The following is a 26,313-nucleotide window of genomic DNA, read 5'->3' on the forward strand; positions in this document are numbered from 1 at the left end:
GCCGCACACCTTTCGGGTGTGCGGCTTTTTTGTCGAACGCCGAATGGCGCCGGCCAGGCGGCGTGGTGAAGCACGGCGTCGGCGCCCACCGGCGCCGCGGCGCGCGGGCTCAGGCGTGCTGGTGTCGGTATTCCTGCGTTTTGCCGCCGTAGCCATAGGCCGCCGCGCGCGCATCGATGACGTGCACGTATGAGCATTCGTGCAGCTCGCCCAGGATTTCGCCGAAAGACGCGTGGATCTCCTGGATGAAACGAGCCTTCTCGGCCTTGGTATTGGTCTCGTCGGTCACGCTGATGTCCAGGTGGAAGGCGTTCTTGCCCAGTTCCGACAGGGGGCGCGCGCCGATGAACCACTGGTCGTGGGGGATATGCTGCAGCGTGATGGCGATGACCGGCAGCTTCTTGCCGAGCACGGATTGGGTCAGGCTGGCGACCGAATCGACGATGCGGCGGTTGCGGGCGGCGTCGGGCTGGCCGGAAACGTGGACGACGATGTGGGGCATGACGGGATCCTTGGGTGAGGGGAATGGAGCCAGTTTAGGGATCGCGTTGACATCGGAAAAGCGGGAATTTACGATTTCAACCATCGCATAAGCCGTTGGATGGGGCATGTCCGGATTCGATCTCGATCAGTTGCGCACCCTGGTGGCGGTGCTGGACGCGGGCAGCCTGACGGCGGCCGCGCCCAAGGTGTTCCTGTCGCAGTCGTCGGTCAGCGAGCAGATGCGCAAGCTTGAGGATCGGGCTGGCCAGCCGCTGCTGATCCGCGGCAAGGCGGGCGTCATCGCCACCCCCGCCGGCGAGCGACTGCTGGCGCATGCGCGCGCCATCCTGGCTTTGAGCGACGAGGCCTATCGTGACCTGCGCGGCGTGGCGCTGCGCGGCGAGCTGCGCTTGTGCATCACCGATTATTTCCGCCCTGGCGACGTGGCGCGGCTGCTGCGGCGGCTGAACGAGCAGTATCCGCAGGTGCGCATGCACGTCACGATCATGAAGAGCGGCGCGATCGAAGCGGCCTACGAACGCGGCGAGATCGATGTCGGCATTTCGATGGTGATCCAGGAGCGCGGCGCGTCGAAAGGGCGGGCGCAGGGGGCGTTGCTGCGCCGCGAATCGCTGCTGTGGATGACGGCGGACGGTGCGCCGGCGCCGTCGGGACCGCTGCCGTTGCTGGCACTGCCAGAGACCTGCGCGTTGCGGCAGTACGCCGAGCGACTGCTGGCGCGGCGTGCGGTGCCGTACGCGGTGGCGCATGTGGCCTCGGGCGTGGCGGGCCTGCAACTGGCGATCGCGGCCGGGTTGGGCGTGGCCTGCCTGAACGAATCGGCGCTGATGCCCGGTATCGGCCGCCTGCAGGCGCCGGGCCTGCCGCCATTGCCCGATGTCGAATTCCGCCTGTTGCCGCCGCGGACGGGCGAGGACGCCTTCATCGGTCAGGCGCGCGAGGCGATCGAGCGGGCGCTGCGTTGAGCCGGCCTCGGCGCGGCGGCTAGCGGGCCAACTGGTCCGGGGCGCGCATCAGCCAGTGCAGGAATTCGCGGCCCGGGCCGGCTTCGCCGACGATGGCTCCGATGGGCTGGAACGCGCCCGGCGATTCGATCCGCAGGCGCTGGAAATGGCCGTGCCGCAGATACCAGTCGGCCAGCGTCAGGGGCACCATGGCAAGCGCCTGCTGCGCCCGCATGACCGCTATCAGCAGCGGCATGGGCGGCGCGGCGCTGGCCAGGCGGCACAGGCGCGGCACCACGCCGGCGCGCTCGAAGAAGGCAGTGAAGACGGCGTGGATCGCCAGTTCTGGCCGTGGCTGTATCCACAGTTGGGAAGTCACCTGCGCCAGGGTGGGCGCGGCGTTGCTGGACACCAGCGGATGGCCCGGCGTGGCGACGATGACGGCGGCATCCTGTTGCAGCGGCACGAATTCCAGGCCGGCGGGTACCGCTTCCGGACGTCGGCACAGCAGCAGGTCCAGGTTGCCGGCGGCCGCCAGCGGCAGCAGCAACTCGCGGCTGCCCTCCTGAAACTCCACCTGCAGGTCGGGATGGGTGCGCATGTAGGCTGGCAGGCGGTCGGCCAGCAGGCCGCTGCTGGCCGCAGGGATGGCGCCCAGGCGCAGGCTGCCCGAGGCGCCGCCGCGCAGGGCTGCCACCGAATCCGTCGAGGTGCGCAGCGTGGCGAGCATGCCGCGCGCGCAATCGGCCATCAGTTGCCCACTGCGGGTGGCGCGCATGCCGCGCGCGTGGCGCTCGAACAGCGCCACGCCCAGCAGGGATTCGATGTCGGCCAGCGCGTGGGTGGCGGCCGGCTGGCTCATGCCGATCTGGGCGGCGGCCTGCTGCAGGCTGCCCAGTTCGGCCACGCCGGCCAGCAGTTGCAGGTGACGCAGGCGGCCCTTGGCCAGCAGGCGGGCAAGCAGGGTGGCGGGGGCGACGTCCATGGGGAGCGCTTAGATATTCAAAATATGAATATATTGATTGATAAATGTATTTGAAATAAGGATATGCCCTGTCCAGAATGGCGAGAGCAGGCTGCCGGTTTCCACTTGCGCGTTTGTCGTTCCATCGGGTCTGGGGTTGTCGCCTCCGGCGGCCAATCGCAAAATCATTGAAACGGCCGCCATCGAGCTCGACGAATGACGTTTTGCCGCCACGGCCGACTTTAGCGCGGCCGGCGCCTGTAGATCCCTGTAGACCGCCACTGGAGACACGATGGGAGCCATCGACATTCTTGCCCCGTTCATCGACGCGCGCAGCGACCGCTACGCCGAGCTGAGCGATCGCATCTGGAGCCTGGCCGAACTGCGCTATGACGAACACAAGTCGGCCGAACTGCACATCGCCATGCTGGAAGAGGCGGGTTTTCGCGTCACCCGCGACGCCGCCGGCATTCCCACGGCCTTCGTCGCCGAGGCGGGCGCGGGCGGTCCGGTGATCGGCATCCTGGGCGAATATGACGCCCTGTCGGGGCTGAGCCAGGAAAGCGGCGCCTACGCTTGCCAGCCCTCGCCGGAAACTGCCAACGGCAATGGCCACGGCTGCGGCCATCACCTGCTGGGCACGGCGGCGCATTTCGCGGCGGTGGCGGTCAAGGAATTCCTCGAACGCAATGATCTGCCGGGACGCATCCGCTTCTATGGCTGTCCGGCCGAGGAGGGCGGATCGGGCAAGACCTTCATGGCGCGGGCCGGTCTGTTCGACGACCTGGACGCGGCGCTGACCTGGCATCCGGCTTCCCACACCGGCATCTTCCATCAATCGTCGCTGGCCAATATCCAGGCCTATTTCCGCTTTCGCGGCGTGGCCGCGCACGCGGCCAATTCGCCGCATCTGGGGCGCAGCGCGCTGGACGCGGTGGAGCTGATGAACGTGGGCGTGAACTACCTGCGCGAGCACATGGTGCCGGACGCGCGAGTGCACTACGCCGTGACCAACAGCGGCGGCATTTCGCCCAATGTGGTGCAGGCCCGCGCCGAGGTGCTGTACCTGGTGCGCGCGCCGATCAATTCGCAGGCCGCCGAGCTATATGAGCGGGTAAAGAACGTGGCGCGGGGCGCGGCGCTGATGACGGGCTGCGAACTGGAGATCGTGTTCGACAAGGCCTGTTCGAACTACATCCCCAACAGCGTGCTCAACCAGGTCATGTACGCCAACATGCAGGCGCTGCAAGGACCCGCCTATACCGAGGGCGAACAACAGGCCGCGCGCCGCATGTGGGACGCGATTTCGGCCGATGACATCGACAACGCCGGCAAGAACCTGGGCGCGGTGCTGCGCAACCCGACGCCGCTGTTCAGCGGGGTGGCGCCATACGAGCCCGGCAAGCACGAGATCAGCTATGGTTCCACCGACGTCGGCGACGTCAGTTGGGTGACGCCCACGGCGCAGTGCTGGGGCGCCTGCTATGCCTACGGCACGCCGTTTCATTCGTGGCAGATGGTGGCGCAGGGCAAGCTGTCGCTGGCGCACAAGGGCATGGTGCATGCGGCCAAGATCATCGCGGCGACCGCGGCCGATCTGTATGGCCAGCCCGAGGCGCTGGCGCGCGCCAGGCAAGAGCTGCTGGAGATGCGTCGCGGCCAGCCGTACGTCTGCCCGATTCCGGCGGACGTGGTGCCGTCGTTCATGCGCAAGTAGGAGCGGGCGGGGCGGCCGCGATTCGGGGCCGCCCGGCGTATGCCGGTCCACGCCGCGGGTCGGCGTGTGTCATGCCGGCAGGGATGGCGCGTATTGCGCTTCGGTGCTGACTTTCTGGTGGAATTCGACCACCTTGCGCACGACCTTGCGCGGATCATCCTCGATGATGAACAGATCCAGGTCGTGCGCCCCGATCATGCCATTGCCCAACACCTGGCCGCCGAGCCATTCGACCAGGCCGGACCAGTATTCGCTGCCCACCAGCACGATGGGCGCGGGCGGGACCTTGCCGGTCTGGATCAGCGTCAGGGCCTCGAAGAGCTCGTCCAGGGTGCCGAAGCCGCCCGGCATCGCCACGTAGGCGAAGCTGTGCATGAAGAACGTGGCCTTGCGGGAGAAAAAGTACTCGAACGACAGGCTGATGGTTTGATATTCGTTGTTGTGGGCTTCGTGCGGCAGGCTGATGTTCAGCCCGATGCTGGTGCCGCCGGTTTCGAAAGCGCCCTTGTTGGCCGCTTCCATGATGCCCGGGCCGCCGCCCGCGATGACCGCGAACCCCGCCTCGGCCAGGGCGGCCGAGATGGCCACGGTGGTTTCGTAGTGGGGGGAGTTGCGGCTGACGCGCGCGCTGCCGAAGACACTGACCGCGGGCCCGATATGCGCGAGCTTTTCCGCCGCCGTCCGTATCTCTGACATAATCAGCGGAATTTGTTTTTCGGCGGGGGTAGCCGCAGTTGTTGCCGCAGTTGTTGCCATATCTGCCTTTGTAACCATGAAAAAAACCTTATTGCTGGTCGACGGTTCAAGCTACTTGTACCGCGCTTTCCACGCTATGCCTGATTTGCGCAATGCGCAAGGCGAACCTACGGGTGCGCTGTACGGCGTAGTCAATATGTTGCGCAAGCTTGTATCCGACTATAAGGCAGAGTATGCCGCATGTATTTTCGATGCGCGCGGCAAGACCTTCCGGGATGACCTGTACCCGGAATACAAGTCGCACCGCCCGCCCATGCCGGAAGACCTGGCGGCCCAGATCGAGCCCATCCACCGCGCCGTGCGCGCCCTGGGCTGGCCGGTGCTGGCCATCGAGGGCGTCGAGGCCGATGACGTGATCGGCACGCTGGCCCGCCACGCCACCGAGCGCGGCGTGCACACGGTGGTGTCCACCGGCGACAAGGATCTGGCGCAACTGGTCAACAGCCACGTCACGCTGGTCAACACCATGAGCGGCGAGGTGCTGGACGAGGCCGGCGTGGTCAACAAGTTCGGCGTGGCGCCGGATCGCATCGTCGACTACCTGATGCTGGTGGGCGATACCGTCGACAACGTGCCGGGCGTGACCAAGGTCGGGCCCAAGACGGCCGCCAAGTGGATCTCCGAATTCGGTTCGATCGACAAACTGGTCGAGGGCGCCGAGGGCATCAAGGGCGTGGCAGGCAACAACCTGCGTGAAGCCATTCCCAATTTCCCGCTGACGCGCCAGTTGCTGACGGTCAAGTGCGATTGCGACCTGACTGGCCACGTCGACAGCGTCGACGACCTGACGCCGCGCGGCCGCGACGAGGCCACGCTGACCGAGCTATACGAACGCTACGGTTTCCGCACCTGGCTGCGCGACCTGACCGGCGACGCCGAGCGCGTGCCGACGGGCGACGCCCGCGTGGCGGCCGAGGTGCCTGCCGCGCCAGCGGAACACGATTACCGCATCATTGACGACTGGGCTGCGTTCGATGCCTGGATGGAATTGGTGGACAAGGCGTCCCTGGTGGCGCTGGATACCGAGACTACCTCGCTGGACGAGATGCAGGCCAAATTGGTCGGCCTGTCGATGGCGGTGGCGCCGGGCGTGGCCTGCTACATCCCGGTGGCGCACCGTGGCCCCGACGGCGCGACCCAGTTGCCCAAGGCCGAGGTGCTGGAACGCCTGCGTCCGTGGCTGCAGGATGCCTCGCGCGCCAAGTTGCTGCATCACGCCAAGTACGACACGCATGTGTTCGCCAACGAAGGCGTCAGGTTGGCCGGCATTGCCGAAGACACCATGCTGCAGGCCTACGTGCTGGAGTCGCATCGCGGCGTCGGCCTGAACGACCTGGCGCAGCGCTACCTGGGCCGCAGCGGTGTTTCGTACGAAGACCTGTGCGGCAAGGGCGCCAAGCAGATTGGCTTCGACGAAGTGGCGGTGGACAAGGCCGGCCACTATGCCGCCGAGGATGCCGACTTCACGCTGCAACTGCATCACGTGCTGCGCCCGCAGGTGGCGGCCAACGCCGGGCTGGAGCGCATCTACCGGCTGGAAATGCAGGTGTCGGCGGTGTTGACCACGATCGAGCGCAATGGCGTCAAGGTCGATGCCGCCGAACTCGGCCGCCAAAGCCACAAGCTGGGCCAGGAGATGCTGCAACTGGAGCAGAAAGCCTATGAACTGGCCGGGCAGCCGTTCAATCTGAATTCACCCAAGCAGCTCGGCGAGATCCTGTTCGGCCGCATGCAACTGCCGGTGGTGCGCAAGACGGCCGGCGGCGCGCCGTCGACCGACGAGGAAGTGCTGAGCAAGCTGGCGCAGGACTACCCGTTGCCGCAGGTGCTGCTGGAGTACCGCGGGCTGTCCAAACTGAAGTCCACCTACACGGACAAGCTGCCGCGCATGATCAACCCTGATACCGGCCGCGTGCACACGCACTATTCGCAAGCCGCTGTAATCACCGGCCGGCTGGCCTCGTCCGATCCCAACCTGCAGAACATCCCGGTGCGCACCGAAGCCGGACGCCGCGTGCGCGAGGCCTTCATTGCCGAGCAGGGCATGCTGCTGTCAGCCGACTATTCGCAGATCGAGCTGCGCATCATGGCGCACGTGTCGGATGACGCCAACCTGCAGCGCGCCTTCGCGGCCGGCGAGGACATCCACCGCGCCACGGCGTCGGAAGTTTTCGGCGTGGCGCTGGCGGACGTGTCGGCCGAGCAGCGGCGCGCGGCCAAGGCGATCAACTTCGGCCTGATCTATGGCATGGGCGTGTTCGGCCTGGCATCGAACCTGGGCATCACGCGCGACGCGGCGCAGGCGTACATCGACCGCTACTTCGCCCGCTATCCCGGCGTGGCGATGTACATGGAGAACACGCGCCGCTTGGCGCGCGAGCAGGGCTACGTCGAAACCGTGTTCGGGCGCCGGTTGCAATTGCCGGAGATCCGTGGGGCCTCCGGGCCGCGGCGCCAGGGAGCCGAGCGCGCGGCGATCAATGCGCCGATGCAGGGCACCGCGGCCGACCTCATCAAGATGGCGATGGTGGCGGTGCAGGACTGGCTCGAAGCCGAAAAGCTGCAGACCCGCATGATCATGCAGGTGCATGACGAATTGGTGCTGGAGGCGCCGGACGCCGAGCTGGACCTGGTCAAGGAAGCCTTGCCGCGGCTGATGTGCAACGTGGCCGAGTTGCGCGTGCCGCTGGTGGCGGAAGTGGGCATGGGCAAGAACTGGGAACAAGCGCACTGATGCCTCGCCGGCGGGCCGCCGCCATGCCGCGATGGGCCGCTCAGGGGCGGCCCATTTCCGCTTTTGGAGCTGCAACAATATAATGTTGCGCTTCATCCCTCCCAAGAATACGTCCCCAAATGTTGCTGCTCTGGGTTCTGCTCGCCACCGTTACCGGCGGCCTCATCGCCGTGCTTGTCGCCAGTTGGCTGGCCTACAAGGTGTTTGCCCATTACCTGCATCATATGGTCAGCCTGTCAGTGGGGGTGCTGCTGTCGGTGGCACTGCTGCACCTGCTGCCGGAGGCATTCGAGAGCGGGGCGGCCGATGCCCACGTGCTGTTCGGGTTGATGCTGGCGTCGCTGATCGGCTTTTTCGTGCTGGAGAAGATCGCCCTGCTGCGCCACAGCCATCATCACGAGGGCGACGGGCATCATCACCATCATGGCCATGACCGGCATGAAGCGGGGCGCGGGGGCGTGCTGATCCTGATTGGCAGCTCGCTGCACAATCTGTGCGACGGGGTGCTGGTGGCGGCGGCTTTCCTGACCGATCCGCTGCTGGGTGTGCTGACGGCCGCCTCGATCATCGTGCACGAGGTGCCGCACAAGCTGGGCGACTTCGTGGTGCTGCTGAACGCCGGGCTGGCGCGCCGCCGCGCCTTCGCGCTGATCCTGTTCACCAGCTTGTGTTCAGCCGTGGGCGGCATAATAGGATTTTTCGTGCTGCAGCAGGCTCAGGACTGGGTGCCGTACGTATTGGTGGTTGCCGCCAGCAGCTTCCTCTACATCTCGGTGGCCGACCTGATGCCGCAGATGCACGAACGGGTATCGCTGGCCGATGCGGTGCCGCAACTGCTGCTGGTGGGCGTGGGCGTGGCGCTGATCTACAGCGTGACGACGCTGATGCATCATGGGCACGAGCATGACGCGGACGCTGGCCACGGCGCGGTGCGCACGGAGCACGTGCACACGCATTGAAGTGCGCGCCCTCGGTACCCGGCCTGGCTTCGAATCTGGCCGGTCCTGTCGCGGATGCCCTGGTGGCGATTCGGCCGGGCGCCGGTTCCGCATTGGTCCATAAAGGAGTTCGCCATGAGTTTTTCCGCCGCTGCCGGCAACGTCGCCCCCACCGTGATCCACACCGATCCCCAGGGGCTGGTCCACGGGGACTTCCAGCTACCCGTGGCAGATGGGGCCATCAGCGCCTATTACGCCGCCCCCGAAGGCAAGCGTGATCTGCCGGTCGTGCTGGTGATCCAGGAAATCTTCGGCGTGCACGAGCACATCAAGGATCTGTGCCGTCGGATCGCCAAGGCGGGTTATCTGGCCGTGGCCGCCAATCTGTACGAGCGCCAGGGCGATGCCTCGACCTACACCGAGATTCCCAAGCTGATCGCCGAGATCGTCAGCAAGGTGCCCGATGAACAGGTGTTCGCGGACCTGGACGCCAGCGTGGCCTGGGCCGCGCTGCATGGCGGCGATCCCAAGCGGGTGGCGGTGACGGGCTTCTGCTGGGGCGGGCGCCTGACGTGGATGTATGCGGCGCACAATCCGGACGTGAAGGTGGGCGTGGCGTGGTATGGGCGCCTCAGCTCGGGGCACGGGCCGTTGATCAAGCGCGTCGCGTTCGATGTGGTGAATGAACTGCATGCGCCGGTGCTGGGGCTGTATGGCGCCAAGGATGCCAGCATTCCGGTGTCCGATATCGAGATCATGAAGACGAAGCTGGCGGCCGGCAATGAACATGCCCGGCGTTCGGAGTTCGTGGTGTATCCACAGGCCGATCATGCGTTTCTGGCGGATTACCGCATGAGTTACCAGGCTGAGGCTGCGCAGGATGGTTGGGGGCGGATGCTTGAATGGTTCAAGCGCTACCTCTGAGGCGGGGCTTTCCCTTGGCGTGATGAAGCCGCTGCGCGTTTGCGTGGCGGTTTTTTTTGTTCGTTGTTTGTGAGACGTCGTAGGCCGCCCGGCCGCCCGAAGGCGGGCCCGCCCCCTCGGGGGGCAGCAAGCGCGCGGAGGGTGCGCGTGGCGTGGGGGCCGGCCCGCCGCCCGGCCGCCCGAAGGCGGGGCAGCCCCCTCGGGGGGCAGCAAGCGCGCAAAGCGCGCGTGGCGTGGGGGCCGGCCCGCCGCCCGGCCGCCCGAAGGCGGGGCAGCCCCCTCGGGGGGCAGCAAGCGCGAAGCGCGCCGCGTGGGGGCCCTAATTCCCCGCTTCGCGCAGGCGGCTGGGGAGAAGTTCGCCGTGGCGGGCCAGCAGGGGGTAGGCGGCGGCGCCCACCAGGTGGGAGTTGATGCCCTTCATGTCGCGCAGGATGTCGAGATAGAGGGCGCCGACTTCCGCGGCGTCCACCTGGCCGGCCTTGATCTTTTGCAAATGGGTGTCGGCAGCCTGCGCTTCTATGGTGCGGAAACGCGATTTTTCGCCGGCCAGGGCGCGCGCCTGGCGCAGATCATCGTTGACGAACAGGGCGGCGGCCTGGCGTTGGTTGGCGATCAGTTCGCCCAGGGTGTCGTCGAGGCTGGCGCGTTGTTCGGGCGAGAAGACCCAGCCTTGCTTGCGCAGCTTGGCGATATGGCTGAGCAGGCCGTGGTGGGCGATGTCGCCGGCATGGCCGATGTTGCTGATGAAGGCGAGGATGTCGTCCATGCGTTGCAGGTCGTCGCGCGTCATGTTTTCCTGGTCCAGGGTGGCCAGGTAGGTGGTGATGGCGCTTTCGAGCTTGTCCAGGGCGGCGTCGAGCTGGCGCGCCTGCACCATGCGATGGCGGTTGTCGCGCTTGAAGCCGGCCCGGGCATAGAGCAGCAAGGTCTGCAGCATGTCGGCCATGCGCAGCGCTTCGCGGGCGGCGTTGCCCAATGCGACGGCGGGCACATCGTGGGCCCATTCGTCCAGGTATTGGGGGCGGGCCGGATCATTGGGGTCGGCCCGCTTGGGCAGCCAGCGGGTGAGGAGGGCGGCGTAAGGGGCCAGCAGCGGCAGGAACACCAGGGCGATGACAGCGTTGAACAGGGTGTGGAAGTTGGCGACGGCGCGGGCCGGGTCGCTGGACATGTCGCTCATCAGCGGTTGCAGCCAGGGCAGCAGCATCAGGCCGGCCAGCACGCCGATAATGCGGGTCAGCAGGTTGCCCAGGGGCAGGCGGCGGGCGGCGGGATCGTCGCCGGTGACGCCTTCGATCATGGGGTTGATGGCGGTGCCGAGGTTGGCGCCCAGCACCAGCGCGAAGGCGACGTGCGGGGCCACCATGTGATGGCTGGCCAGCGACATGACCAGCACCACCACCGCAACGCTGGAATGGGCCGCCCAGGTGAAGGCGGCCGACAGCAGCACGGCGGCCACCGGCTGGGTGGCCAGCGCGTCCAGAACCATGCCCAGCATGGGCGCGGTCTGGAAGGGTTCGAACAGTTCCACCAGCTGATGCAGGGAAAGCAGCAGCAGGCCCAGGCCGATGAAGACCCGGCCCAGGTCGCGGGTACGGCCCGGCGGGTAGCGGCGGAACATCCAGACGCCTGCCAGGATCAGGATCGGCGCCAGCGAGGTCAGGTCGAACGACAGCAGTTGCACGATCAGCGTGGTGCCGACGTTGGCGCCCAGCATCGCGGCCAGGGCCGGCACCAGGCCAACCACGCCGCCGGCGGCAAAGCCGGTGATCATCAGGCCGGTGGCGGTACTGCTTTGCAATGCGGCGGTGATGCCCAGGCCTGCGGCAAAGGCCCGCAGGCGGGTCCCGAGGGCCCGGCCCAGGGCCGCGCCGAGGGCGGCGCCGAAGGCGCGCTGCACGCCGGTTTGCACCATGTGCACGCCCCAGAGCAACAGGGCGACATAGCCGGCGAAGTCGAGCAGGGTGATGAGTCCGGACATCCTAGGGTCGTTCCGTTCTTTTTATGACAAGAAATAATTCTGTAATGATCGCATGCCGGGACGGGCGGGGAAACCCGTATCTGGCATACAGCATACGCCCCGCGCGGTAGTGTGCGCGGTCTCGGACCTTCCGCGTATCATTGCCGGATATTTCTTGGATGCAGGGGAGTTCCGGTGGCCGTTTCCGTTTTCGATCTATTCAAAATAGGCATAGGTCCGTCGAGTTCCCATACTGTCGGCCCGATGCGGGCCGCGCTGCTGTTTGTCCAGGGCCTGGAGCGCGACGGCCTGTTGCCACGCGTGGCCAACGTGCGCGCCGAGCTGTACGGCTCGCTGGGCGCGACCGGCAAGGGTCACGGCACCGACAAGGGGGTGTTGCTGGGCCTGATGGGGGAGGCGCCGGATTCGGTCGACCCGTCCGCCATCGCCGGCATGATCGCGTCGGTGCGGGCCAGTCGCCAGTTGCCGCTGCTGGGACGCCACGCGGTGCCGTTCGTGGAAAAGGAACACATGTTGTTCTACCGCCGTGAGGCCATGGCCGAGCATCCCAATGGTATGAAATTCCATGCCTTCGATGCCGAGGGCGTGTCACTGCGCGAGGCGCGTTACCTGTCGGTTGGGGGCGGGTTCGTGGTGACGGCGGGGGCCTCCAACAGCCAGGTCATCGCGGCGCACGACCAGTTGCCGTATCCCTTCCGCACCGGTCGCGAACTGCTGGCGATGTGCCGCGAAAGCGGCTTGAGCGTGGCGCAACTGATGTTGAAGAACGAGCTGACATGGCGCGAGGCCGGCGACGTCGCCGCCGGACTGGATCGGATCTGGCAGGTGATGCAGGACTGTGTCTCGCGCGGCTGTGGCATCAACTATCCGGAGGCCGATGGCGAACTGCCGGGGCCGTTACGGGTGCGCCGCCGCGCGCCCGAACTGTACCGCAACCTGACGCAACGTGCCGAGCGCACGCTATCCGATCCGCTGTCGGTGATGGACTGGGTCAATCTTTATGCCATGGCGGTCAACGAGGAAAATGCCGCCGGCGGCCGGGTGGTGACGGCGCCAACCAACGGCGCGGCGGGCATCATTCCGGCCGTGCTGCACTATTACGACCGCTTTGTCCCCGGCTCCAACCGCGAGGGCGTGCGCGATTTCCTGCTGACCGCGGCCGCCGTGGGGCTGCTGTACAAGTACAACGCCTCGCTGTCCGGCGCCGAGGTCGGCTGCCAGGGCGAGGTCGGCGTGGCCTGTTCGATGGCGGCGGGCGGCCTGGCCGCGGCGCTGGGGGGCTCGGTCGAGCAGGTCGAGAACGCCGCCGAAATCGGCATGGAGCACAACCTGGGCCTGACCTGCGATCCGGTCGGCGGATTGGTGCAGATTCCCTGTATCGAGCGCAACGCGATGGCGTCGATCAAGGCCGTCAACGCGGCCCGCATGGCGCTGCGCGGCGACGGCCAGCATTATGTGTCGCTGGATTCGGTGATCAAGACCATGCGCGAGACCGGCGCCGACATGAAGACCAAGTACAAGGAAACGGCGCGCGGCGGCCTGGCGGTGAACATCGTCGAATGCTGAGGTTGTTGGCGGCCGCCAAGCAAAAAGCCCCTTGCGCGATCAAGGGGCTTTTTTGTCCGGGCCAGGCCGGCGTCAGATCATGCGCGCCTGTTGCAGCGCGGCGATGCGGGCCGGGATGGGCGGATGCGAGGCGAACATGGCCGCCAGGCCGCCCTTGCCGGTGATGCCGGAGGCCTCGAACGACTTGGGCAGCTCGCCTGGCTCCAGGCCGCCCAGGCGGGCCAGGGCGCGGATCATGGGTTCGCGGGCGCCCATCAGGTGGGCCGAGCCGGCGTCGGCGCGGTACTCGCGCTGGCGCGAGAACCAGGCCACGATGATCGAGGCCAGGATGCCGAAAATGATCTCACAGACGATCACGGTGACCATGTAGCCCGGGCCCAGGCCGCGTTCGTTCTTGAACACCACGCGGTCGATGAAGTAGCCGACCACGCGCGCCAGGAACACCACGAAGGTGTTGACCACGCCCTGGATCAGGGTCAGCGTGACCATGTCGCCGTTGGCGATGTGGGCCACTTCGTGGGCCAGCACCGCGGCCACTTCCTCTTCGCTCATGCTTTCGAGCAGGCCGGTCGACACCGCCACCAGCGAGTCGTTCTTGAAGGCGCCGGTGGCGAACGCGTTGGGCGCACCGTCGTAGATGGCGACTTCCGGACGGCCGATGCCGGCGCGGTCGGCCAATTGGTGGACGGTGTCCAGCAGCCAGGCTTCGCGCTGGTTGCGCGGCGCGTTGGGATCGATCACCTGGGCGCCGGTGCTCCATTTGGCCATGGGCTTGCTGATCAGCAGCGAGATGATGGCGCCGGTGAAGCCCACCACCACCGAGAAGATCAACAGCGCCTGCAGGTTCAGGCCGTTGGCGGTCAGGTAGCGGTCTACGCCCAGGATGCGCAGCGTGGCCGACAGCACCAGCATGACGGCCAGGTTGGTAATGACGAAAAGGATGATGCGTTTCATGCTTTTTTTGTTCCTCAGCGAGCGGGATTTGTGCGGAATTGGACTGTGCCGCGGCGCCGCAGTTCCCCGACCGCCGCGCCGCTCCCGGTGACGGAGAGTATAGTATCGCTTTCCCTTATTTCCTCCCCCACTTTTACCTGAGCGCAAACCCCCGATGCAGGCACTTTGGATGTTGCTGGCGTCCGCCATGTTCGCCATCATGGGGTCGTTCGTGAAGCTCGGCACCGAGCATGGCGCCACGCTCCCGCAGGTGGTGCTGTTTCGTGGCCTGCCGTCGGTGGTGCTGCTGCTGATCTGGGCCCGCGCCGGGCGCCAGTCGATCGTGCCCACCAGCTGGAAGCTGCATCTGTGGCGCAATCTGTCCGGCGTCACCTCGATGTGGCTGGGTTTCTTCGCCATTTCCCACTTGCCGCTGGCCACCGCCACCAGCCTGAACTACACGGCGCCGCTGTTCATCGCCTGCTGGATGCTGGGGTGGGGCGGAGCCCAGCGCGACCCCGTGCGGATCGCCGCCGTGGCCCTGGGCTTCCTGGGCGTGATCGCGGTGCTGCGTCCCAGCATCAATGAGGACCAGTGGCTGGCCGCCGTGCTGGGCCTGGGCGCCGGCGCCATGTCGGCGATCGCCATGATGCAGATCCGCCAATTGGGCCGTATCGGCGAACCCGAATGGCGCACGGTGCTGTTTTTCTCGGTGGCGGTGTGTGCCTCCAGTTTTGCCGGACTGGGTTTCGAAGGCTGGGGCCGTGCCGACTGGACCGGCTACGGTTCGCTGCTGGGCGTGGGCGTGACCGGCCTGTTCGGGCAACTGGCCATGACGCGGGCGTTCGGCCTGGGCTCGGCGCTGCTGACCGCGGCCCTGCAGTACAGCACGATCATCTTCGCGGCCCTGCTCGGCATGGGCTTCTGGGGCGATACCCTGGATGGCCTGGCCTGGGCCGGCATGGGCCTGATCATCTCGGCGGGCCTGCTGTCGGTCTGGCGCACCATGCGCGATCCCAAGCCGGCCTGATTCCGCGATCCCGATTCCCCCCGAGGAGCCATACCGATGACCATGACCCTGATTTCCGCCGCCGACCTGGCCACCCACCTGGGGGCGGCGGACGTGCGCGTGTTCGACGTGCGCCATGACCTGGTGAACCACGCCGCGGGCCGCGAGGCCTACGCCGCGGGCCACATCCCGGGCGCCCGCTATCTCGACCACGAAACCGAGCTGGCAGCCAGCCGCACAGGCAGGAACGGCCGCCATCCGCTGCCCGAGCGTGGCCAGTTCGGCGCGCTGATGGCCGCCCACGGCGTCACGCCCGACACTCTGGTGGTGGCCTATGATGCCAGCGGCGGCATGTACGCCGCACACCTGTGGTGGATGCTGCGCTGGCTGGGTCATGATCGCGTCGCGGTGCTCGATGGCGGCTGGCAGGCGTGGCAGGCCGCGGGCCTGCCGACCTCCACCGAGGCGGCGGCGCCGGTGCAGGCCGGTGCGCCGGTGATGCCGGCCGCGCCGCGGGCCGGCTGCGTGGATGCGCAGGCGGTGCTGGACAATATCGCCAGTCCCGCCTTCACGGTGATCGATGCGCGCGCGGCCAACCGCTATCGCGGCGAGGTCGAGCCGATGGACCCGGTGGCCGGCCACATTCCGGGCGCGCTGAACCGCCCCAACGGCCAGAACCTGCAGGCCGACGGCCGCTTCAAGGACGCGGCGCTGTTGCGCCAGGAATTCACCGCCTTGCTGGACGGCCGCGACCCGGCGGCCATCGTGCACCAGTGCGGCTCGGGCATCACCGCGTGCCACAACCTGCTGTCGATGGAAATTGCCGGCCTGGCCGGCTCGCGCCTCTATCCCGGCTCGTGGAGCGAGTGGTGCAGCGATCCGTCCCGGCCGGTGGCCAAGGGCGAGTGAGCGCACCGGCCGGCCCAGCCGCAAGCCGGGTCGGAAACCGCGCCGTGGTAGCGCGACGGCGGCGGCAGCCTTACCAGACCGCCGCCAGCTTGACCCGTCCAGAGACGCTTTCGGCGATCTCCAGGAAGTGGTCCAGCGGCGGCGTGGCCAGCCCCGGCACCTTGGCCATGTCGTCCCAGCGCCTCAGGCGGATCGCATCCGGCGCGCCCGGCATACTGGCAAAATCCACCGCCTGGCCCGCATCGAAGCTGCCCCCCTGAAGCGCCAGGCTGCGTTTCGAATCCTCGGAAAGCGACGCTTCATACTGCGGCTCCACATAGCAGAGGTAGCGCTTGGCCTCCACGTGCAGCCGGATCGGATCCAGCACCGCCGAACTGAACAGCCCGCGCAGGAACGGCAGCACGAAATACTGGTGCTTGTCGTCGACGCCGCGCAGTGTGGGCGTGTCCGGGTGGTCGGCGATCAGGTGCCCGAGGTCGTGCAGCAGGCAGGCGGTGATCAACTGGGCATTGGCGCCATGGCGTTCAGCCAGCGTCGCGGTCTGCAGCGCATGCCGCAGGTGGCTGACGGATTCGCCATGATAGGAACGGTGCCCGCGTTCCAGGAAAAGCTGTTCGATGTCCTGCAGGGTCAAGGCCATGGTTGTCTCCTGAGTGGCCGCAAGGGGAAGAGGCGGGGCAGTGATCCCACGGATCAGCCGGCTGCCGGCGCCATCTCCAGAAAGCGCGCAATGAGCTGCACCGGTTGGCGCTCGCGCAGGCAGTACAGGTATTCATGCATCACGACGTCGGCGCCCTCGATGTCCAGGGCCGCCAATTCGGGATGGGACGGGATTTCGCGTGACGGGATCAGGCTGATCCCCAGCTCGCACAGGATCGCCTGGCGGATCGATTCGCGGCTGCCGATTTCCAGCGTGCGGCGGACGGTCACGCCGGCCGCCTGCAACGCCTCTTCGGTCAGTTGGCGCGTCATCGAGCCGGGTTCGCGCAGCAGCAGCGCGTGGTCGGCCAGGTCCGCCAGCGCCACTTTGCCGCGCCGCGCGAGAGGGTGGCCGCGATGGGTCACCACGCGGATCGGATCGGCCGCGATCATGCGGCGGTACAAATGCTTGTCATCCATCAGAAACGAGGACGTGGCAATCTCGATGCGATAGTCATGCAGCGCCTGCAGCATGCTCTGCGAGTTGCCGATGGCCACGGTCAGGTCGATGCCGGGGTAGAGCTGGTTGTAGCGCCGCACCGTGTCCATGATGTAGTACGGGCCGGTGGCGCCGATGCGCAGGTTGCCCTCGCGCAGGTCGCTGGCGTCGCGCAGGCGGAAATCGATCTCGGTTTCCTGCTGCACCAGCTTTTCGACCATCGGCATCAGGCTGTGCCCGGCGTCCGACAGCCGCATGCCGCGGCCCTGGCGGTGGAACAGTTCGACCCCGTAGCGCGATTCCAGCTGGCGCAATTGCCCCGTCACGGTGGGCTGGCTCACGCCCAACTGGGCGGCGGCCTTGGTGACGGTGCCGCAGCGAGCCACGGCATAGAAGGACTTGAGTTCGGCGACGAGCACGGTTCAACGGGCCTGTAAATGGACGCAATGCGCAAGATCGCCAGTACACCAAAATAATTTGATGTTTTTATTACTGCATTTGCGCGAAGTGTCATAAACACTCAATACGCGCCTTCCATACTGCCTCCGTTCCCAGACCGGAGGCCCCATGGCCCATCAGTTCCACCGCGATACCGACACTGCTCCGCTGGGCGCCGCGCCGCTGCCCGGGGCGCCGCGCGGAGGCTTTCTGTCGGTCAGCAATCTCGTCAAGCGCTTCGGCAGCCATACGGCGCTGTCGGATGTGTCGCTGGATATCCGCGCCGGCGAACTGGTGTGCCTGCTGGGCCCCTCGGGCTGCGGCAAGACCACGCTGCTGCGCGCCATCGCCGGGCTGGAGCGCCAGGACAGCGGCACCATCCTACTGTCGGGCCGCGACATCTCCCACGCCGAGCCGCAGGCGCGCGATTACGGCATCCTGTTCCAGTCCTATGCGCTGTTTCCCAACCTGACCGTGGCCGAGAACGTGGCCTACGGCCTGAGCGGCAAGCGCGCCCATCGCAAGCACGTGACCGACCGGGTCGAGGAAATGCTGACGCTGGTGGGCCTGGCCGGTGCTTCCCATAAATATCCGGGACAGATCTCTGGCGGCCAGCAGCAGCGCGTGGCGCTGGCCCGCGCCCTGGCGCCGTCGCCGTCCCTGCTGTTGCTGGACGAGCCGATGTCGGCGCTGGACGCCCGGGTGCGCGAACACCTGCGCATCGAGCTGCGCGCGCTGCAGAAGCGCCTGTCGATCACCACGCTGATGGTGACGCACGACCAGGAAGAGGCGATGGTCATGGCCGACCGCATCGCCGTCATGAACGGCGGCGTCATCGAACAATTCGGCACCCCGCGCGAGCTGTATCGCCAGCCGGGCTCGGCCTTCATCGCCGATTTCGTCGGCGAGGCCAACTGGCTGCCGTTCGAGCGCATCGACGCGCACCGCGCACGCGTCGGCCGCCAGGAGCTGGCGGTGGACGAGGCGCTGGAACGCAATGTCGGCAAGCTGTTCGTGCGGCCCGAGGCGGTGCGCGTGAGCGTGGCGCGTCCGGAGCAGCCCAACAGCATGCTGGCCGACGTGTTGGACGGCGTGTTCCTGGGCCGCGGCTACCGCCTGGCGCTGCGCCTGGAAGGCGTGCCCGGCGCCACCGTGCATTCGATCGTGTCCCCCGAAACCGGAGATGCCCTGCTGGGCCCTCACGCTGCCAGCCGTTGCTGGGTGGAGCTGCCGCGCCATGCGATTCGCGCCTACGCTTGATCCGGCCGCGAGCCCCGTTCCCGCCGCCATGTCCGCGCCCGCCGACACGTCTGTCGCCCCCGTCGCTGCGTCATTGGGCCGCCGGCCGCTGCCCGCCTGGGTCGGCGCCTTCGGGCTGACGCTGGGGCAGGGCGTCCTGGCGCTGGGCCTGGCGCTGTTCCTGGCCCTGCCGCTGGTGGCCATTCTGGCCAAGTCGGTCACCGACGCCAACGGCGACTGGGCCGGCCTGTCGGTGGTGCTGGGCATCATCGGTGGCGACGGCTTCCTCGGCATGGTCGGGCGCAGCCTGACGGTGGGCGCGGTCACCATGATGCTGGTGGTGCCGTGCGCCTACGCCTTCGCCTATGCCCTGACGCGCAGCCGCATTCCCGGCAAGGGCCTGCTGCGCACCATCGCGCTGCTGCCGCTGCTGGCGCCGTCGCTGCTGCCGGGGATCGCGCTGGTCTACCTGCTGGGCAACCAGGGCCTGCTGAAAGGCCTGTTCGGCGGCGCCACCATCTATGGTTTCTGGGGCATCGTGGTGGGCGAGGCGTTCTACACCTTCCCGCACGCGCTGATGATCCTGCTGACCGGCCTGACGCTGGCCGACGGCCGCCTCTATGACGCGGCGCGCGCCATGGGCGCCGGGCCGTTGCGCACCTTCATGACGGTGACCCTCCCCGGCACGCGCTATGCGGTGTTCTCGGCCTGCTGCGTGGTGTTCACGCTGACGGTGACCGACTTCGGCGTGCCCAAGGTGGTGGGCGGCGACTACAACGTGTTGGCGATGGAAGCCTACAAGGCCGTGGTCGGCCAGCAGAACTTCCCGAAAGGCGCCGCCATCGGCATCCTGCTGTTGCTGCCGGCGCTGCTGACCTTCGTGCTGGACCGCCGCCTGCGGGCCCGCCAGGGCGCCCAGCTGAGCGGCCGCGCCCAGCCCTACGCGGCCGGCGCCAACCGCCGGCGCGACACGGCCTTCCTGCTGCTGGCAGGCGCCATGGCCGGGTTCCTGCTGCTGATCATCGGCGTGGCGGTGTGGGCCTCGTTCGTGAAGATGTGGCCCTACAACCTGTCGCTGTCGCTGCGTTCTTACGACTTCGACAACATGGATGGCGGCGGCTGGCTGGCCTGGCGCAACAGCCTGGAACTGGCCTTCTGCACCGCGCTGATCGGCACGGTGGTGGTGTTCCTGGGCGCCTGGATGATGGAAAAGGTGCCGGCCCGCAGCGCGTCGTCGCGCGGCCTGCGCGGCGTGCTGGGGATGCTGGCGCTGATGCCGATGGCCGTGCCCGGCCTGGTGCTGGGCCTGGGCTACATCTTCTTCTTCAACGGCGCCGCCAATCCGCTCAACGTGCTGTACGGCACCATGCCGTTGCTGGTGCTGTGCACGGTGGTGCATTTCTACACCAGCGCGCACCTGACGGCGGCCACCGCGCTGAACGCACTGGACCCGGAATTCGAGGCTGCCTCGGCCTCGCTCAAGGTGCCGCGCCTGACCACCTTCCTGCGCGTGACGCTGCCGATGTGCCTGCCGGCCGCGCTCGACGTCGCCCGCTACCTGTTCGTTTCCGCCATGACCACCGTGTCGGCCGTGGTGTTCCTGTACAGCCCGTCCACGGTACTGGCCGCCGTCGCGGTGCTGAACATGGATGACGCCGGCTTCATCGGCCCGGCCGCCGCCATGTGCACCGTGATCATGGCCAGCTCGGCGGTGGCGGCGCTGCTGCTGCACCTGGCCAGCCGCGCCCTGGTGGCGCGCAGCCAGGCCTGGCGCCGGCCCGCCGCCCTTTGATTGAATATTCTGCAAGGAAGACCCTCATGACTGTTTCGCCTCTGCCCGTCCGCCTGGAAGCGGTGATTTTCGATTGGGCCGGCACGCTGGTCGACTTCGGTTCCTTCGCGCCGACCAAGGTGTTCGTCGACGCCTTTGCCGAGTTCGGCATGGAAGTCACGCTGGAACAGGCTCGCGGTCCGATGGGGGTGGGCAAGTGGGACCACATCCGCGCGCTGTGCGACGAACCCGCCATCGCCAACCAGTACCAGGCCCGGTTCGGCCGTCTGCCGACCGACGACGACGTCACCGCCATCTACGAGCGCTTTCTGCCGATGCAGCTGGACAAGGTGGCGCAGTACTCGGCGGCCATCCCCGGCGCGGCCGAGCTGCTGCGCGCGTTGCGCCAGCGCGGCCTGAAGATCGGCTCGTGCTCCGGCTACCCCGGCAGCGTGATGCGCCGCGTGGTGGAACGCGCCGCCGGCGAAGGCCTGGAACCCGATTGCATCGTTGCCAGCGACGACGTGCCGCGCGCCCGCCCGGCGCCGGCCATGGCGCTCAAGAACGTGGTGGAGCTGGCCCTGGCGGACGTGGCCGGTTGCATCAAGGTCGATGACACCGCCCCCGGCATCGAGGAAGGCCGCCGCGCCGGCATGTGGACCGTCGGCCTGCTGCTGTCGGGCAACGCCGCCGGCCTGACGCTGGACGAATACCTGAGCCTGGACGACAACGGCCGCCAGGCGGCCCGCGAACGCGCCGGCCGCGAACTGTCGAGCGCCGCGCCGCATTACCTGATCGACACCGTGGCCGATCTGCCCGGCGTCATCGCCGATATCGAATCCCGCCTGGCGGCGGGACAGCGACCCTGAGGCCGCGACCGCCGACCCCGACCAACCTTTTTTCGCAACGCACCGCGGCGGGCATCCGCCGGCCGCGGGGACCTGACTCACCCTTTTTCCGCTCACCCACGGAGTTCCTTCATGAAACGCTTCACGCTGCTTGCCCTGGCCGCCGCCTTCGCCGGCCTTACCGGCGCCGCTTCCGCCGAAACCACGCTGACCGTCTACACGGCGCTGGAAGCCGACCAGATCAAGGCCTACCAGGCCGCCTTCGAGAAGGCCAACCCCGACATCAAGATCCAGTGGGTGCGCGACTCCACCGGCATCATCACCGCCAAGCTGCTGGCCGAAAAGAGCAACCCCAAGGCCGACGTGATCTGGGGCCTGGCCGGCACCTCGTTGGGCCTGATGGACAAGGAAGGCATGCTGCAGCCCTACGCCCCCAAGGGCCTGGACCAGATCGCCGCCAACATGCGCGATGCCAAGGCCGAGCCCACCTGGGTCGGCATGGACGGCTTCGCCGCCGCCATCTGCTTTAACACTGTCGAAGCCGAAAAGCAGAAGCTGCCCAAGCCCGAATCGTGGCAGGACCTGACCAAGCCGGTCTACGCCGGCAAGATCGTCATGCCGAACCCGGCCTCGTCCGGCACCGGCTTCCTGGACGTCAGCGCCTGGCTGCAGATCTTTGGCGAAGAGAAGGGCTGGGCCTATATGGACGCCCTGCACAAGAACATCGGTTCGTACACGCACTCGGGCTCCAAGCCATGCAACCTGGCCGCCGCCGGGGAATTCCCGATCGGCGTGTCGTTCGACTACCGCGCCGCCAAGCTCAAGGCCGACGGCGCGCCGGTCGAGGCCGTGTTCCCGTCCGAAGGCCTGGGCTGGGAAGTCGAAGCCACCGCCATCGTCAAGGGCACCAAGAACCTGGAAGCCGCGCGCAAGCTGGCCGACTTCTCGGCCAGCCGTGAGGCCAACGAGCTGTACAAGGCCAACTTCGCGGTGCTGGCGATTCCCTCGATCGCCACGTCCAACCCCAACCTGCCGGCCGACCTGACCAAGCGCATGATCAAGAACGACTTCGTCTGGGCCGCCACCAACCGCGATCGCATCATCGCCGAGTGGACCCGCCGCTACGACGGCAAGTCCGAGTCCAAGAAGAAGTAATCGGGCCGACGCGGCAGGGGAGGCGCCCGGGCGGGCGCTTCCCGCGCAACCTCTCTGTCTTGTTCTCCAAATGAAAAAATTCGACGTAGTCGTGGTCGGCGCCGGCATGCTGGGCGTCGCCCACGCCTGGGCCGCCGCCAAGCGCGGCCTGTCGGTGGCCGTGATCGAACGCAGCCGCCAGGCGCATGGCGCGACCATCCGCAATTTCGGCCAGGTGATCGTCACCGGCCAGGCCCCCGGCATGATGCTGTCGCACGCCCAGCAGGCGCGCGAGCTGTGGCTGGACCTGGCATCCAAGGCGGGCTTCCATGTGCGCGCCAACGGCGCGCTGGTGCTGGCGCGCGATGACGGCGAAGCCGATGTGTTGGACGAATTCGCCCGGACCCGCCTGCAACAGGAAGGCTATCGCGCCGAGCTGCTGTCGGGCCGTGAGGTGGCGAAGCTGTATGACGGCCAGTTGGCGCACCACCGCGCCGCGCTGCGCGGGCTGGACGACCTGCAGATCTATTCGCGCGAGGCCTTGCCGGCCATCACGCGCTACCTGGCCGAATCGCTGGGCGTCGAATTCGTCACCGGCACCCTGGCGCGCGCCGTCGAGCAGGGGCAGGTCGCGACCACCGCGGGCGACTTCACTGGTGCGCACGTCTTCGTCTGCCCCGGCCACGACTACCTGACGCTGCTGCCCGAACAGTTCGCGCCGCTGAACCTGGAGGTGACGCGCCTGCAGATGCTGCGCGCGGCCTTCGAGACGCGTCCCATGGCGCTGGACCGCCCGCTGCTCACGGGCCTGTCCTGCGTGCACTACGGCGCCTTCTCGGACCTGCCGTCGGCGCTGGCGCTGCGCGAGCAGATCCAGGCGCGCACGCCGATGCTGCTGGAAAACGGCATCCATCTGCTGATCAGCCCCACGCCCTATGGCGAGCTGATCATCGGCGACTCGCACCGCTACGGCCAGGATGCCTTCCCGTTCAACGACGAGGTCGTCGACAACGCCATGCTGGACCTGGCATCGCAGGCGCTGGGCGCGCGGCTGCGGGTGCTGGAGCGCTGGCAGGGCGTCTACGGCACGCATGGCCCGGCGCCGTTCTCGGTGATGCCGGTGGATGCCGCCACCACGGTGGCGGTGATGCATTCGGGCGTGGGCATGACGGTCGGACTGGCAATCGGGGAGCGCACCGTCGCCGCCGCCCTCGGCCGCTGAGCAGCCGCCCCGGCAAAAAGAAAGGGCTCGCGATCGCGAGCCCTTTTGCGTTGGCGGAGCGTGTCTTCAGAGCCGCTCCTGCATGATGCGGCGGTACCACTCATGGAAGTGCTGCATGCCGTCTTCCATCGGCGACTGGTAAGGACCGGTCTCGTTCACGCCGCGCAGCATCAGCGCCTTGCGGCCGGCGTCCATGCGCTCGGCGATCTCGTCGTCCTCGATCGCCGTTTCCATGTAGGCCGCGCGCTGCGCCTCGACGAATTCGCGCTCGAAGGCGGCGATTTCCTCGGGGTAGTAGAACTCGACCACGTTGACCGTTTCCTGCGGGCTCTTCGGGTACAGCGTCGACAGCACCAGCACGTGCGGATACAGCTCGATCATGTGAGTCGGGAAATACGTGACCCAGACCGCGCCGAAATCCGGCGCATCGCCGTCGCGGAACGACAGCAGGCGATCATGCCATTGCTTGTATACGTCCGAACCCGGCTGGGCCAGCGCGTTGTGCACGCCGACCTTCTGCAGGCTGTACCAGTCGTTGAACTCCCAGGTCAGGTCGTCGCAGGTGACGAAGCGGCCCAGGCCGGGGTGGAACGGGCCGACGTGGTAGTCCTCCAGATACACCTCGATGAAGGTCTTCCAGTTGTAGTTGCACTGGTGCACTTCGACGTGGTCCAGCACGTAGTCGCCGAAGTCGAACTCGGGCCGCGCGAACAGCGGCGCCATGTCGGCGGCCGGGTCGCGCGGGCCTTCGAACAGCAGGCCGTGGCAATCGCGCAGGCGGAACTTCTGCAGGTTCATGCACGGCGTGGTGTCGAACTGCGGCGCGCCCAGCAGCTCACCCTGGTTGTTGTAGGTCCAGCGGTGCAGCGGGCAGACGATGTTGCCGCCGGTGGCCTTGAGGCTGCCGTGCGAATTGCAATGGCCGGTGACGTCGCCGGCCTGGCCGCCCAGCATCAATGCCTGGCGGTGGCGGCAGACATTTGAGATGAGTTCAACGCCCTGCTGGTTGCGAACCAGCACGCGCCCTCCATTTTCCTGGGCCAAGGTGCGCCAATCCCCGACTTCGGGCACCAGCTTCTGGTGGCCGACGTACAGCGAGGATTGCTTGAAAATGAGTTCTTGCTCGCGGGCAAAGAGGGCTTCGTCAAAGTAAGCACTGACGGGTAGCTGGGTGCGAGCTGGCACAACATGTGCCATCCGACCGATGTCGGTCATGATTCCCTCCGCTCGGATGAATATTTCCCCCAACGCCGCGCCCACTGTGTACTACGTACCAGTTGGGCTGACTGCCCTCAAATGGGGGCCTCTTTCTGGGGCGGCCCGGCGTTAAAAAGCCAGGACGGCTTGAACATTGCCACGTCCCCCGGCCGCTTTCGCGGTTTTGCAAACACGGTTTGCAAGGGGCGGTGGCCAAATCCGCAAATCCGTTCTGGCGCGAAGAAAAATCGGTGTCTGGCCGATCAAGTAAGCCGTCAATTGTACCCCAACCCTTTTCCCCACGCCCGTGAAGATCGGTGAAGCTTAGTGAGGATCCGGCCGCGGTGGTTTGACTTCGCGCAAAGCCTGAATAACCTTGTGCGCCGTAGGTTTTTCAGACCAGCTTGCGGGTGGCGGGATGGCGCCGCAACAGCCAACTGCTGGCGGCTGACAAGGCGAACACCGCCAGGGTCAGCAGGGGCACGACCCAGGCGTCGCGGCGCGCGCCGCTGATGGCGCCGGCCCGGTGCGCCACATCCAGGAATACCGGATGAATCAGGTAGACACCGAAGGTCAGCGGGGCTAGTGACGCCAGGCGCGGCAGGCGCGGCGACGAGACGATGCACTGGAACGCCGCCAGCGACATGAACGGCACGGTCAGGCTGAAGTAGTCGTAGAAATAGGTGTCCAACGTCCGGTTGCTGGACAGGGTGTACACACCCAGCGCGGTGGCCCCCACGCTCGCTGCCAGCACCAGGGCCGGGCGCGGCACGCGCAATTCGCCATCGAAGATCTGGCGTCCCGCGACGAAATAGCCCAGGTAGGGCAGGAACCAGGTCAGGAAGAAGCCGGGTTGCGCGCCCAGGGCGCGCCGATACAACGCATCGAGGATGGCCAGGCCCAGGATGCCCATCACCCAAAGCGAACGCGAGCGCGGCGTGCTGCGCGCATACAGCAACCGGACCAGGGGGGCGAACAGGTACAGCCCCACGATCATGTATAGGTACCAGAGGTGGTAGTAGGGTTCGCCCTGCGCGACCTTGCGCGGCCAGAAAGAAAAATCGACGTGGCCGTCGTCCCACCAGTCCAGGCCGGTGCGCCAGGCCAGGTAGAACAGGCTCCAGAACACCAGCGGCGTCAGGATCCGCGCAGCCCGCTTGCTGTAGAAGCGCCGCGCGTCCTCGGGCCTGGCCGGGTCGAGCAACAGGGCGCCGCTGACCATCACGAATACCGGCACGCACCAGCGCGCCGCAGAATCGTACAGATTTGCGGCCAGCCAGGCGCCGTTGCCGTACGCCGCCGGTTCGCTGACGATCAGGGCGGCGCTGTGCAGCAGCACCACCGCCGCGGCGGCGAGCCAGCGGGCGGCGTCCAGGCGGGCATAGCGGTCATCGGTCTGTGGCATCGGGCTCCCGGGTTCGGCGATCACGCACGGCGCCCTCACGGC

General features: G+C 67.2%; 23 protein-coding genes. 13 read left to right on the forward strand and 10 right to left on the reverse strand.

Annotated elements, in window-relative coordinates; translation table 11 throughout:
* Positions 1–109: 109 nt before the first annotated feature.
* On the reverse strand, positions 110–502 hold the full coding sequence (locus tag AC6LKG_RS11835) for a tautomerase family protein (RefSeq protein ID WP_498164615.1): 393 nt from the start codon (positions 500–502) through the stop codon (positions 110–112).
* Between the two features lie 106 nt (positions 503–608).
* Between AC6LKG_RS11835 and AC6LKG_RS11840 the strand changes: the two genes are divergently transcribed.
* Positions 609–1,469, forward strand: a complete 861-nt coding sequence (locus AC6LKG_RS11840; protein WP_498164617.1) for a LysR family transcriptional regulator — start codon at positions 609–611, stop codon at positions 1,467–1,469.
* Between the two features lie 19 nt (positions 1,470–1,488).
* Here the strand turns inward: AC6LKG_RS11840 and AC6LKG_RS11845 are convergent, their stop codons facing one another.
* Both AC6LKG_RS11845 and AC6LKG_RS11850 read right to left on the reverse strand, forming a co-directional pair.
* Positions 1,489–2,433, reverse strand: a complete 945-nt coding sequence (locus AC6LKG_RS11845) for a LysR family transcriptional regulator (protein WP_498164618.1) — start codon at positions 2,431–2,433, stop codon at positions 1,489–1,491.
* A 9-nt stretch (positions 2,434–2,442) separates the two neighbouring features.
* Positions 2,443–2,715 carry a hypothetical protein gene (locus AC6LKG_RS11850; protein ID WP_498164620.1) on the reverse strand — a complete coding sequence of 91 codons (273 nt, stop codon included), beginning with the start codon at positions 2,713–2,715 and terminating at the stop codon, positions 2,443–2,445.
* Between AC6LKG_RS11850 and AC6LKG_RS11855 the strand changes: the two genes are divergently transcribed.
* Positions 2,705–4,129 carry a M20 family metallopeptidase gene (locus AC6LKG_RS11855; RefSeq protein WP_498164621.1) on the forward strand — a complete coding sequence of 475 codons (1,425 nt, stop codon included), beginning with the start codon at positions 2,705–2,707 and terminating at the stop codon, positions 4,127–4,129. The two genes, AC6LKG_RS11850 and AC6LKG_RS11855, sit on opposite strands and share 11 nt — an antisense overlap.
* 69 nt (positions 4,130–4,198) lie before the next feature.
* On the opposite strand, the gene AC6LKG_RS11860 is transcribed toward AC6LKG_RS11855, so the two are convergent.
* The gene (locus AC6LKG_RS11860; RefSeq protein WP_463604249.1) at positions 4,199–4,903 is read right to left on the reverse strand and encodes an LOG family protein; all 705 of its coding nucleotides are present in this window, start codon (positions 4,901–4,903) and stop codon (positions 4,199–4,201) included.
* On the opposite strand from AC6LKG_RS11860, the gene polA reads away from it, so the two are divergent.
* The 3 genes from polA (at position 4,902) to AC6LKG_RS11875 (ending at position 9,481) form a co-directional block, all read left to right on the forward strand.
* Complete coding sequence (gene polA, locus AC6LKG_RS11865; protein WP_498164624.1) at positions 4,902–7,619, forward strand: DNA polymerase I; 2,718 nt, start codon at positions 4,902–4,904, stop codon at positions 7,617–7,619. The two genes, AC6LKG_RS11860 and polA, sit on opposite strands and share 2 nt — an antisense overlap.
* A gap of 119 nt (positions 7,620–7,738) precedes the next feature.
* Positions 7,739–8,578: a ZIP family metal transporter gene (locus AC6LKG_RS11870; RefSeq protein ID WP_498164625.1), complete on the forward strand. Its 840-nt coding sequence runs from the start codon at positions 7,739–7,741 to the stop codon at positions 8,576–8,578.
* Positions 8,579–8,692: 114 nt separating this feature from the next.
* On the forward strand, positions 8,693–9,481 hold the full coding sequence (locus tag AC6LKG_RS11875; RefSeq protein ID WP_498164627.1) for a dienelactone hydrolase family protein: 789 nt from the start codon (positions 8,693–8,695) through the stop codon (positions 9,479–9,481).
* A 319-nt stretch (positions 9,482–9,800) separates the two neighbouring features.
* On the opposite strand, the gene AC6LKG_RS11880 is transcribed toward AC6LKG_RS11875, so the two are convergent.
* Positions 9,801–11,462 carry a Na/Pi cotransporter family protein gene (locus tag AC6LKG_RS11880; RefSeq protein WP_498164629.1) on the reverse strand — a complete coding sequence of 554 codons (1,662 nt, stop codon included), beginning with the start codon at positions 11,460–11,462 and terminating at the stop codon, positions 9,801–9,803.
* A 174-nt stretch (positions 11,463–11,636) separates the two neighbouring features.
* On the opposite strand from AC6LKG_RS11880, the gene AC6LKG_RS11885 reads away from it, so the two are divergent.
* Positions 11,637–13,028: an L-serine ammonia-lyase gene (locus tag AC6LKG_RS11885; protein ID WP_498164631.1), complete on the forward strand. Its 1,392-nt coding sequence runs from the start codon at positions 11,637–11,639 to the stop codon at positions 13,026–13,028.
* Between the two features lie 72 nt (positions 13,029–13,100).
* Here AC6LKG_RS11885 and htpX read toward each other — a convergent pair whose 3' ends face one another.
* Positions 13,101–13,982 carry a protease HtpX gene (gene htpX / locus AC6LKG_RS11890; RefSeq protein WP_498164633.1) on the reverse strand — a complete coding sequence of 294 codons (882 nt, stop codon included), beginning with the start codon at positions 13,980–13,982 and terminating at the stop codon, positions 13,101–13,103.
* Positions 13,983–14,136: 154 nt separating this feature from the next.
* On the opposite strand from htpX, the gene AC6LKG_RS11895 reads away from it, so the two are divergent.
* Both AC6LKG_RS11895 and AC6LKG_RS11900 read left to right on the forward strand, forming a co-directional pair.
* Complete coding sequence (locus AC6LKG_RS11895) at positions 14,137–14,991, forward strand: DMT family transporter (RefSeq protein ID WP_498164635.1); 855 nt, start codon at positions 14,137–14,139, stop codon at positions 14,989–14,991.
* A 36-nt stretch (positions 14,992–15,027) separates the two neighbouring features.
* Complete coding sequence (locus tag AC6LKG_RS11900; RefSeq protein ID WP_498164636.1) at positions 15,028–15,879, forward strand: sulfurtransferase; 852 nt, start codon at positions 15,028–15,030, stop codon at positions 15,877–15,879.
* 70 nt (positions 15,880–15,949) lie between these two features.
* Here the strand turns inward: AC6LKG_RS11900 and AC6LKG_RS11905 are convergent, their stop codons facing one another.
* Entirely contained in the window at positions 15,950–16,519 is a 570-nt protein-coding gene (locus tag AC6LKG_RS11905) for a phosphonate degradation HD-domain oxygenase (RefSeq protein WP_498164638.1), read from the reverse strand.
* Between the two features lie 53 nt (positions 16,520–16,572).
* Complete coding sequence (locus tag AC6LKG_RS11910) at positions 16,573–17,436, reverse strand: LysR family transcriptional regulator (protein ID WP_498164640.1); 864 nt, start codon at positions 17,434–17,436, stop codon at positions 16,573–16,575.
* A 148-nt stretch (positions 17,437–17,584) separates the two neighbouring features.
* On the opposite strand from AC6LKG_RS11910, the gene AC6LKG_RS11915 reads away from it, so the two are divergent.
* From AC6LKG_RS11915 to AC6LKG_RS11935, 5 genes are all read left to right on the forward strand, one after another.
* A complete protein-coding gene (locus AC6LKG_RS11915; protein ID WP_498164641.1) occupies positions 17,585–18,715 on the forward strand; it encodes a putative 2-aminoethylphosphonate ABC transporter ATP-binding protein in 1,131 nt (376 codons plus the stop codon).
* Positions 18,716–18,743: 28 nt separating this feature from the next.
* Positions 18,744–20,486 (forward strand): putative 2-aminoethylphosphonate ABC transporter permease subunit, encoded by a 1,743-nt coding sequence (locus tag AC6LKG_RS11920; RefSeq protein WP_498164703.1) that lies wholly within the window; start codon positions 18,744–18,746, stop codon positions 20,484–20,486.
* A gap of 26 nt (positions 20,487–20,512) precedes the next feature.
* A complete protein-coding gene (gene phnX / locus AC6LKG_RS11925; protein WP_063581877.1) occupies positions 20,513–21,334 on the forward strand; it encodes a phosphonoacetaldehyde hydrolase in 822 nt (273 codons plus the stop codon).
* 111 nt (positions 21,335–21,445) lie between these two features.
* Positions 21,446–22,468, forward strand: coding sequence for a putative 2-aminoethylphosphonate ABC transporter substrate-binding protein (locus tag AC6LKG_RS11930; RefSeq protein ID WP_498164643.1), 1,023 nt, complete (start codon positions 21,446–21,448; stop codon positions 22,466–22,468).
* Positions 22,469–22,538: 70 nt separating this feature from the next.
* Positions 22,539–23,669, forward strand: a complete 1,131-nt coding sequence (locus AC6LKG_RS11935; RefSeq protein WP_498164645.1) for a TIGR03364 family FAD-dependent oxidoreductase — start codon at positions 22,539–22,541, stop codon at positions 23,667–23,669.
* Positions 23,670–23,735: 66 nt separating this feature from the next.
* Here the strand turns inward: AC6LKG_RS11935 and AC6LKG_RS11940 are convergent, their stop codons facing one another.
* Positions 23,736–24,884 carry an aromatic ring-hydroxylating oxygenase subunit alpha gene (locus AC6LKG_RS11940; protein ID WP_498164647.1) on the reverse strand — a complete coding sequence of 383 codons (1,149 nt, stop codon included), beginning with the start codon at positions 24,882–24,884 and terminating at the stop codon, positions 23,736–23,738.
* A 376-nt stretch (positions 24,885–25,260) separates the two neighbouring features.
* Positions 25,261–26,271: an acyltransferase gene (locus AC6LKG_RS11945; RefSeq protein ID WP_498164648.1), complete on the reverse strand. Its 1,011-nt coding sequence runs from the start codon at positions 26,269–26,271 to the stop codon at positions 25,261–25,263.
* Between the last annotated feature and the right edge of the window lie 42 nt (positions 26,272–26,313).

The sequence above is a fragment of the Achromobacter sp. 46006 genome (genome assembly GCF_059761975.1).

Bases quoted from the DNA above. Each gene is read 5' to 3' on its own strand.
- AC6LKG_RS11945 (WP_498164648.1), bottom strand. From the start codon at position 26,271: ATGCCACAGACCGATGACCGCTATGCCCGCCTGGACGCCGCCCGCTGG.
- AC6LKG_RS11835 (WP_498164615.1), bottom strand. From the start codon at position 502: ATGCCCCACATCGTCGTCCACGTTTCCGGCCAGCCCGACGCCGCCCGC.
- AC6LKG_RS11915 (WP_498164641.1), top strand. From the start codon at position 17,585: ATGGCCCATCAGTTCCACCGCGATACCGACACTGCTCCGCTGGGCGCC.
- phnX (WP_063581877.1), top strand. From the start codon at position 20,513: ATGACTGTTTCGCCTCTGCCCGTCCGCCTGGAAGCGGTGATTTTCGAT.
- AC6LKG_RS11840 (WP_498164617.1), top strand. From the start codon at position 609: ATGTCCGGATTCGATCTCGATCAGTTGCGCACCCTGGTGGCGGTGCTG.
- AC6LKG_RS11905 (WP_498164638.1), bottom strand. From the start codon at position 16,519: ATGGCCTTGACCCTGCAGGACATCGAACAGCTTTTCCTGGAACGCGGG.
- htpX (WP_498164633.1), bottom strand. From the start codon at position 13,982: ATGAAACGCATCATCCTTTTCGTCATTACCAACCTGGCCGTCATGCTG.
- AC6LKG_RS11930 (WP_498164643.1), top strand. From the start codon at position 21,446: ATGAAACGCTTCACGCTGCTTGCCCTGGCCGCCGCCTTCGCCGGCCTT.
- AC6LKG_RS11855 (WP_498164621.1), top strand. From the start codon at position 2,705: ATGGGAGCCATCGACATTCTTGCCCCGTTCATCGACGCGCGCAGCGAC.
- AC6LKG_RS11935 (WP_498164645.1), top strand. From the start codon at position 22,539: ATGAAAAAATTCGACGTAGTCGTGGTCGGCGCCGGCATGCTGGGCGTC.
- AC6LKG_RS11940 (WP_498164647.1), bottom strand. From the start codon at position 24,884: ATGACCGACATCGGTCGGATGGCACATGTTGTGCCAGCTCGCACCCAG.
- polA (WP_498164624.1), top strand. From the start codon at position 4,902: ATGAAAAAAACCTTATTGCTGGTCGACGGTTCAAGCTACTTGTACCGC.
- AC6LKG_RS11860 (WP_463604249.1), bottom strand. From the start codon at position 4,903: ATGGTTACAAAGGCAGATATGGCAACAACTGCGGCAACAACTGCGGCT.
- AC6LKG_RS11895 (WP_498164635.1), top strand. From the start codon at position 14,137: ATGCAGGCACTTTGGATGTTGCTGGCGTCCGCCATGTTCGCCATCATG.
- AC6LKG_RS11900 (WP_498164636.1), top strand. From the start codon at position 15,028: ATGACCATGACCCTGATTTCCGCCGCCGACCTGGCCACCCACCTGGGG.
- AC6LKG_RS11845 (WP_498164618.1), bottom strand. From the start codon at position 2,433: ATGGACGTCGCCCCCGCCACCCTGCTTGCCCGCCTGCTGGCCAAGGGC.
- AC6LKG_RS11850 (WP_498164620.1), bottom strand. From the start codon at position 2,715: ATGGCTCCCATCGTGTCTCCAGTGGCGGTCTACAGGGATCTACAGGCG.
- AC6LKG_RS11920 (WP_498164703.1), top strand. From the start codon at position 18,744: ATGTCCGCGCCCGCCGACACGTCTGTCGCCCCCGTCGCTGCGTCATTG.
- AC6LKG_RS11875 (WP_498164627.1), top strand. From the start codon at position 8,693: ATGAGTTTTTCCGCCGCTGCCGGCAACGTCGCCCCCACCGTGATCCAC.
- AC6LKG_RS11870 (WP_498164625.1), top strand. From the start codon at position 7,739: ATGTTGCTGCTCTGGGTTCTGCTCGCCACCGTTACCGGCGGCCTCATC.
- AC6LKG_RS11880 (WP_498164629.1), bottom strand. From the start codon at position 11,462: ATGTCCGGACTCATCACCCTGCTCGACTTCGCCGGCTATGTCGCCCTG.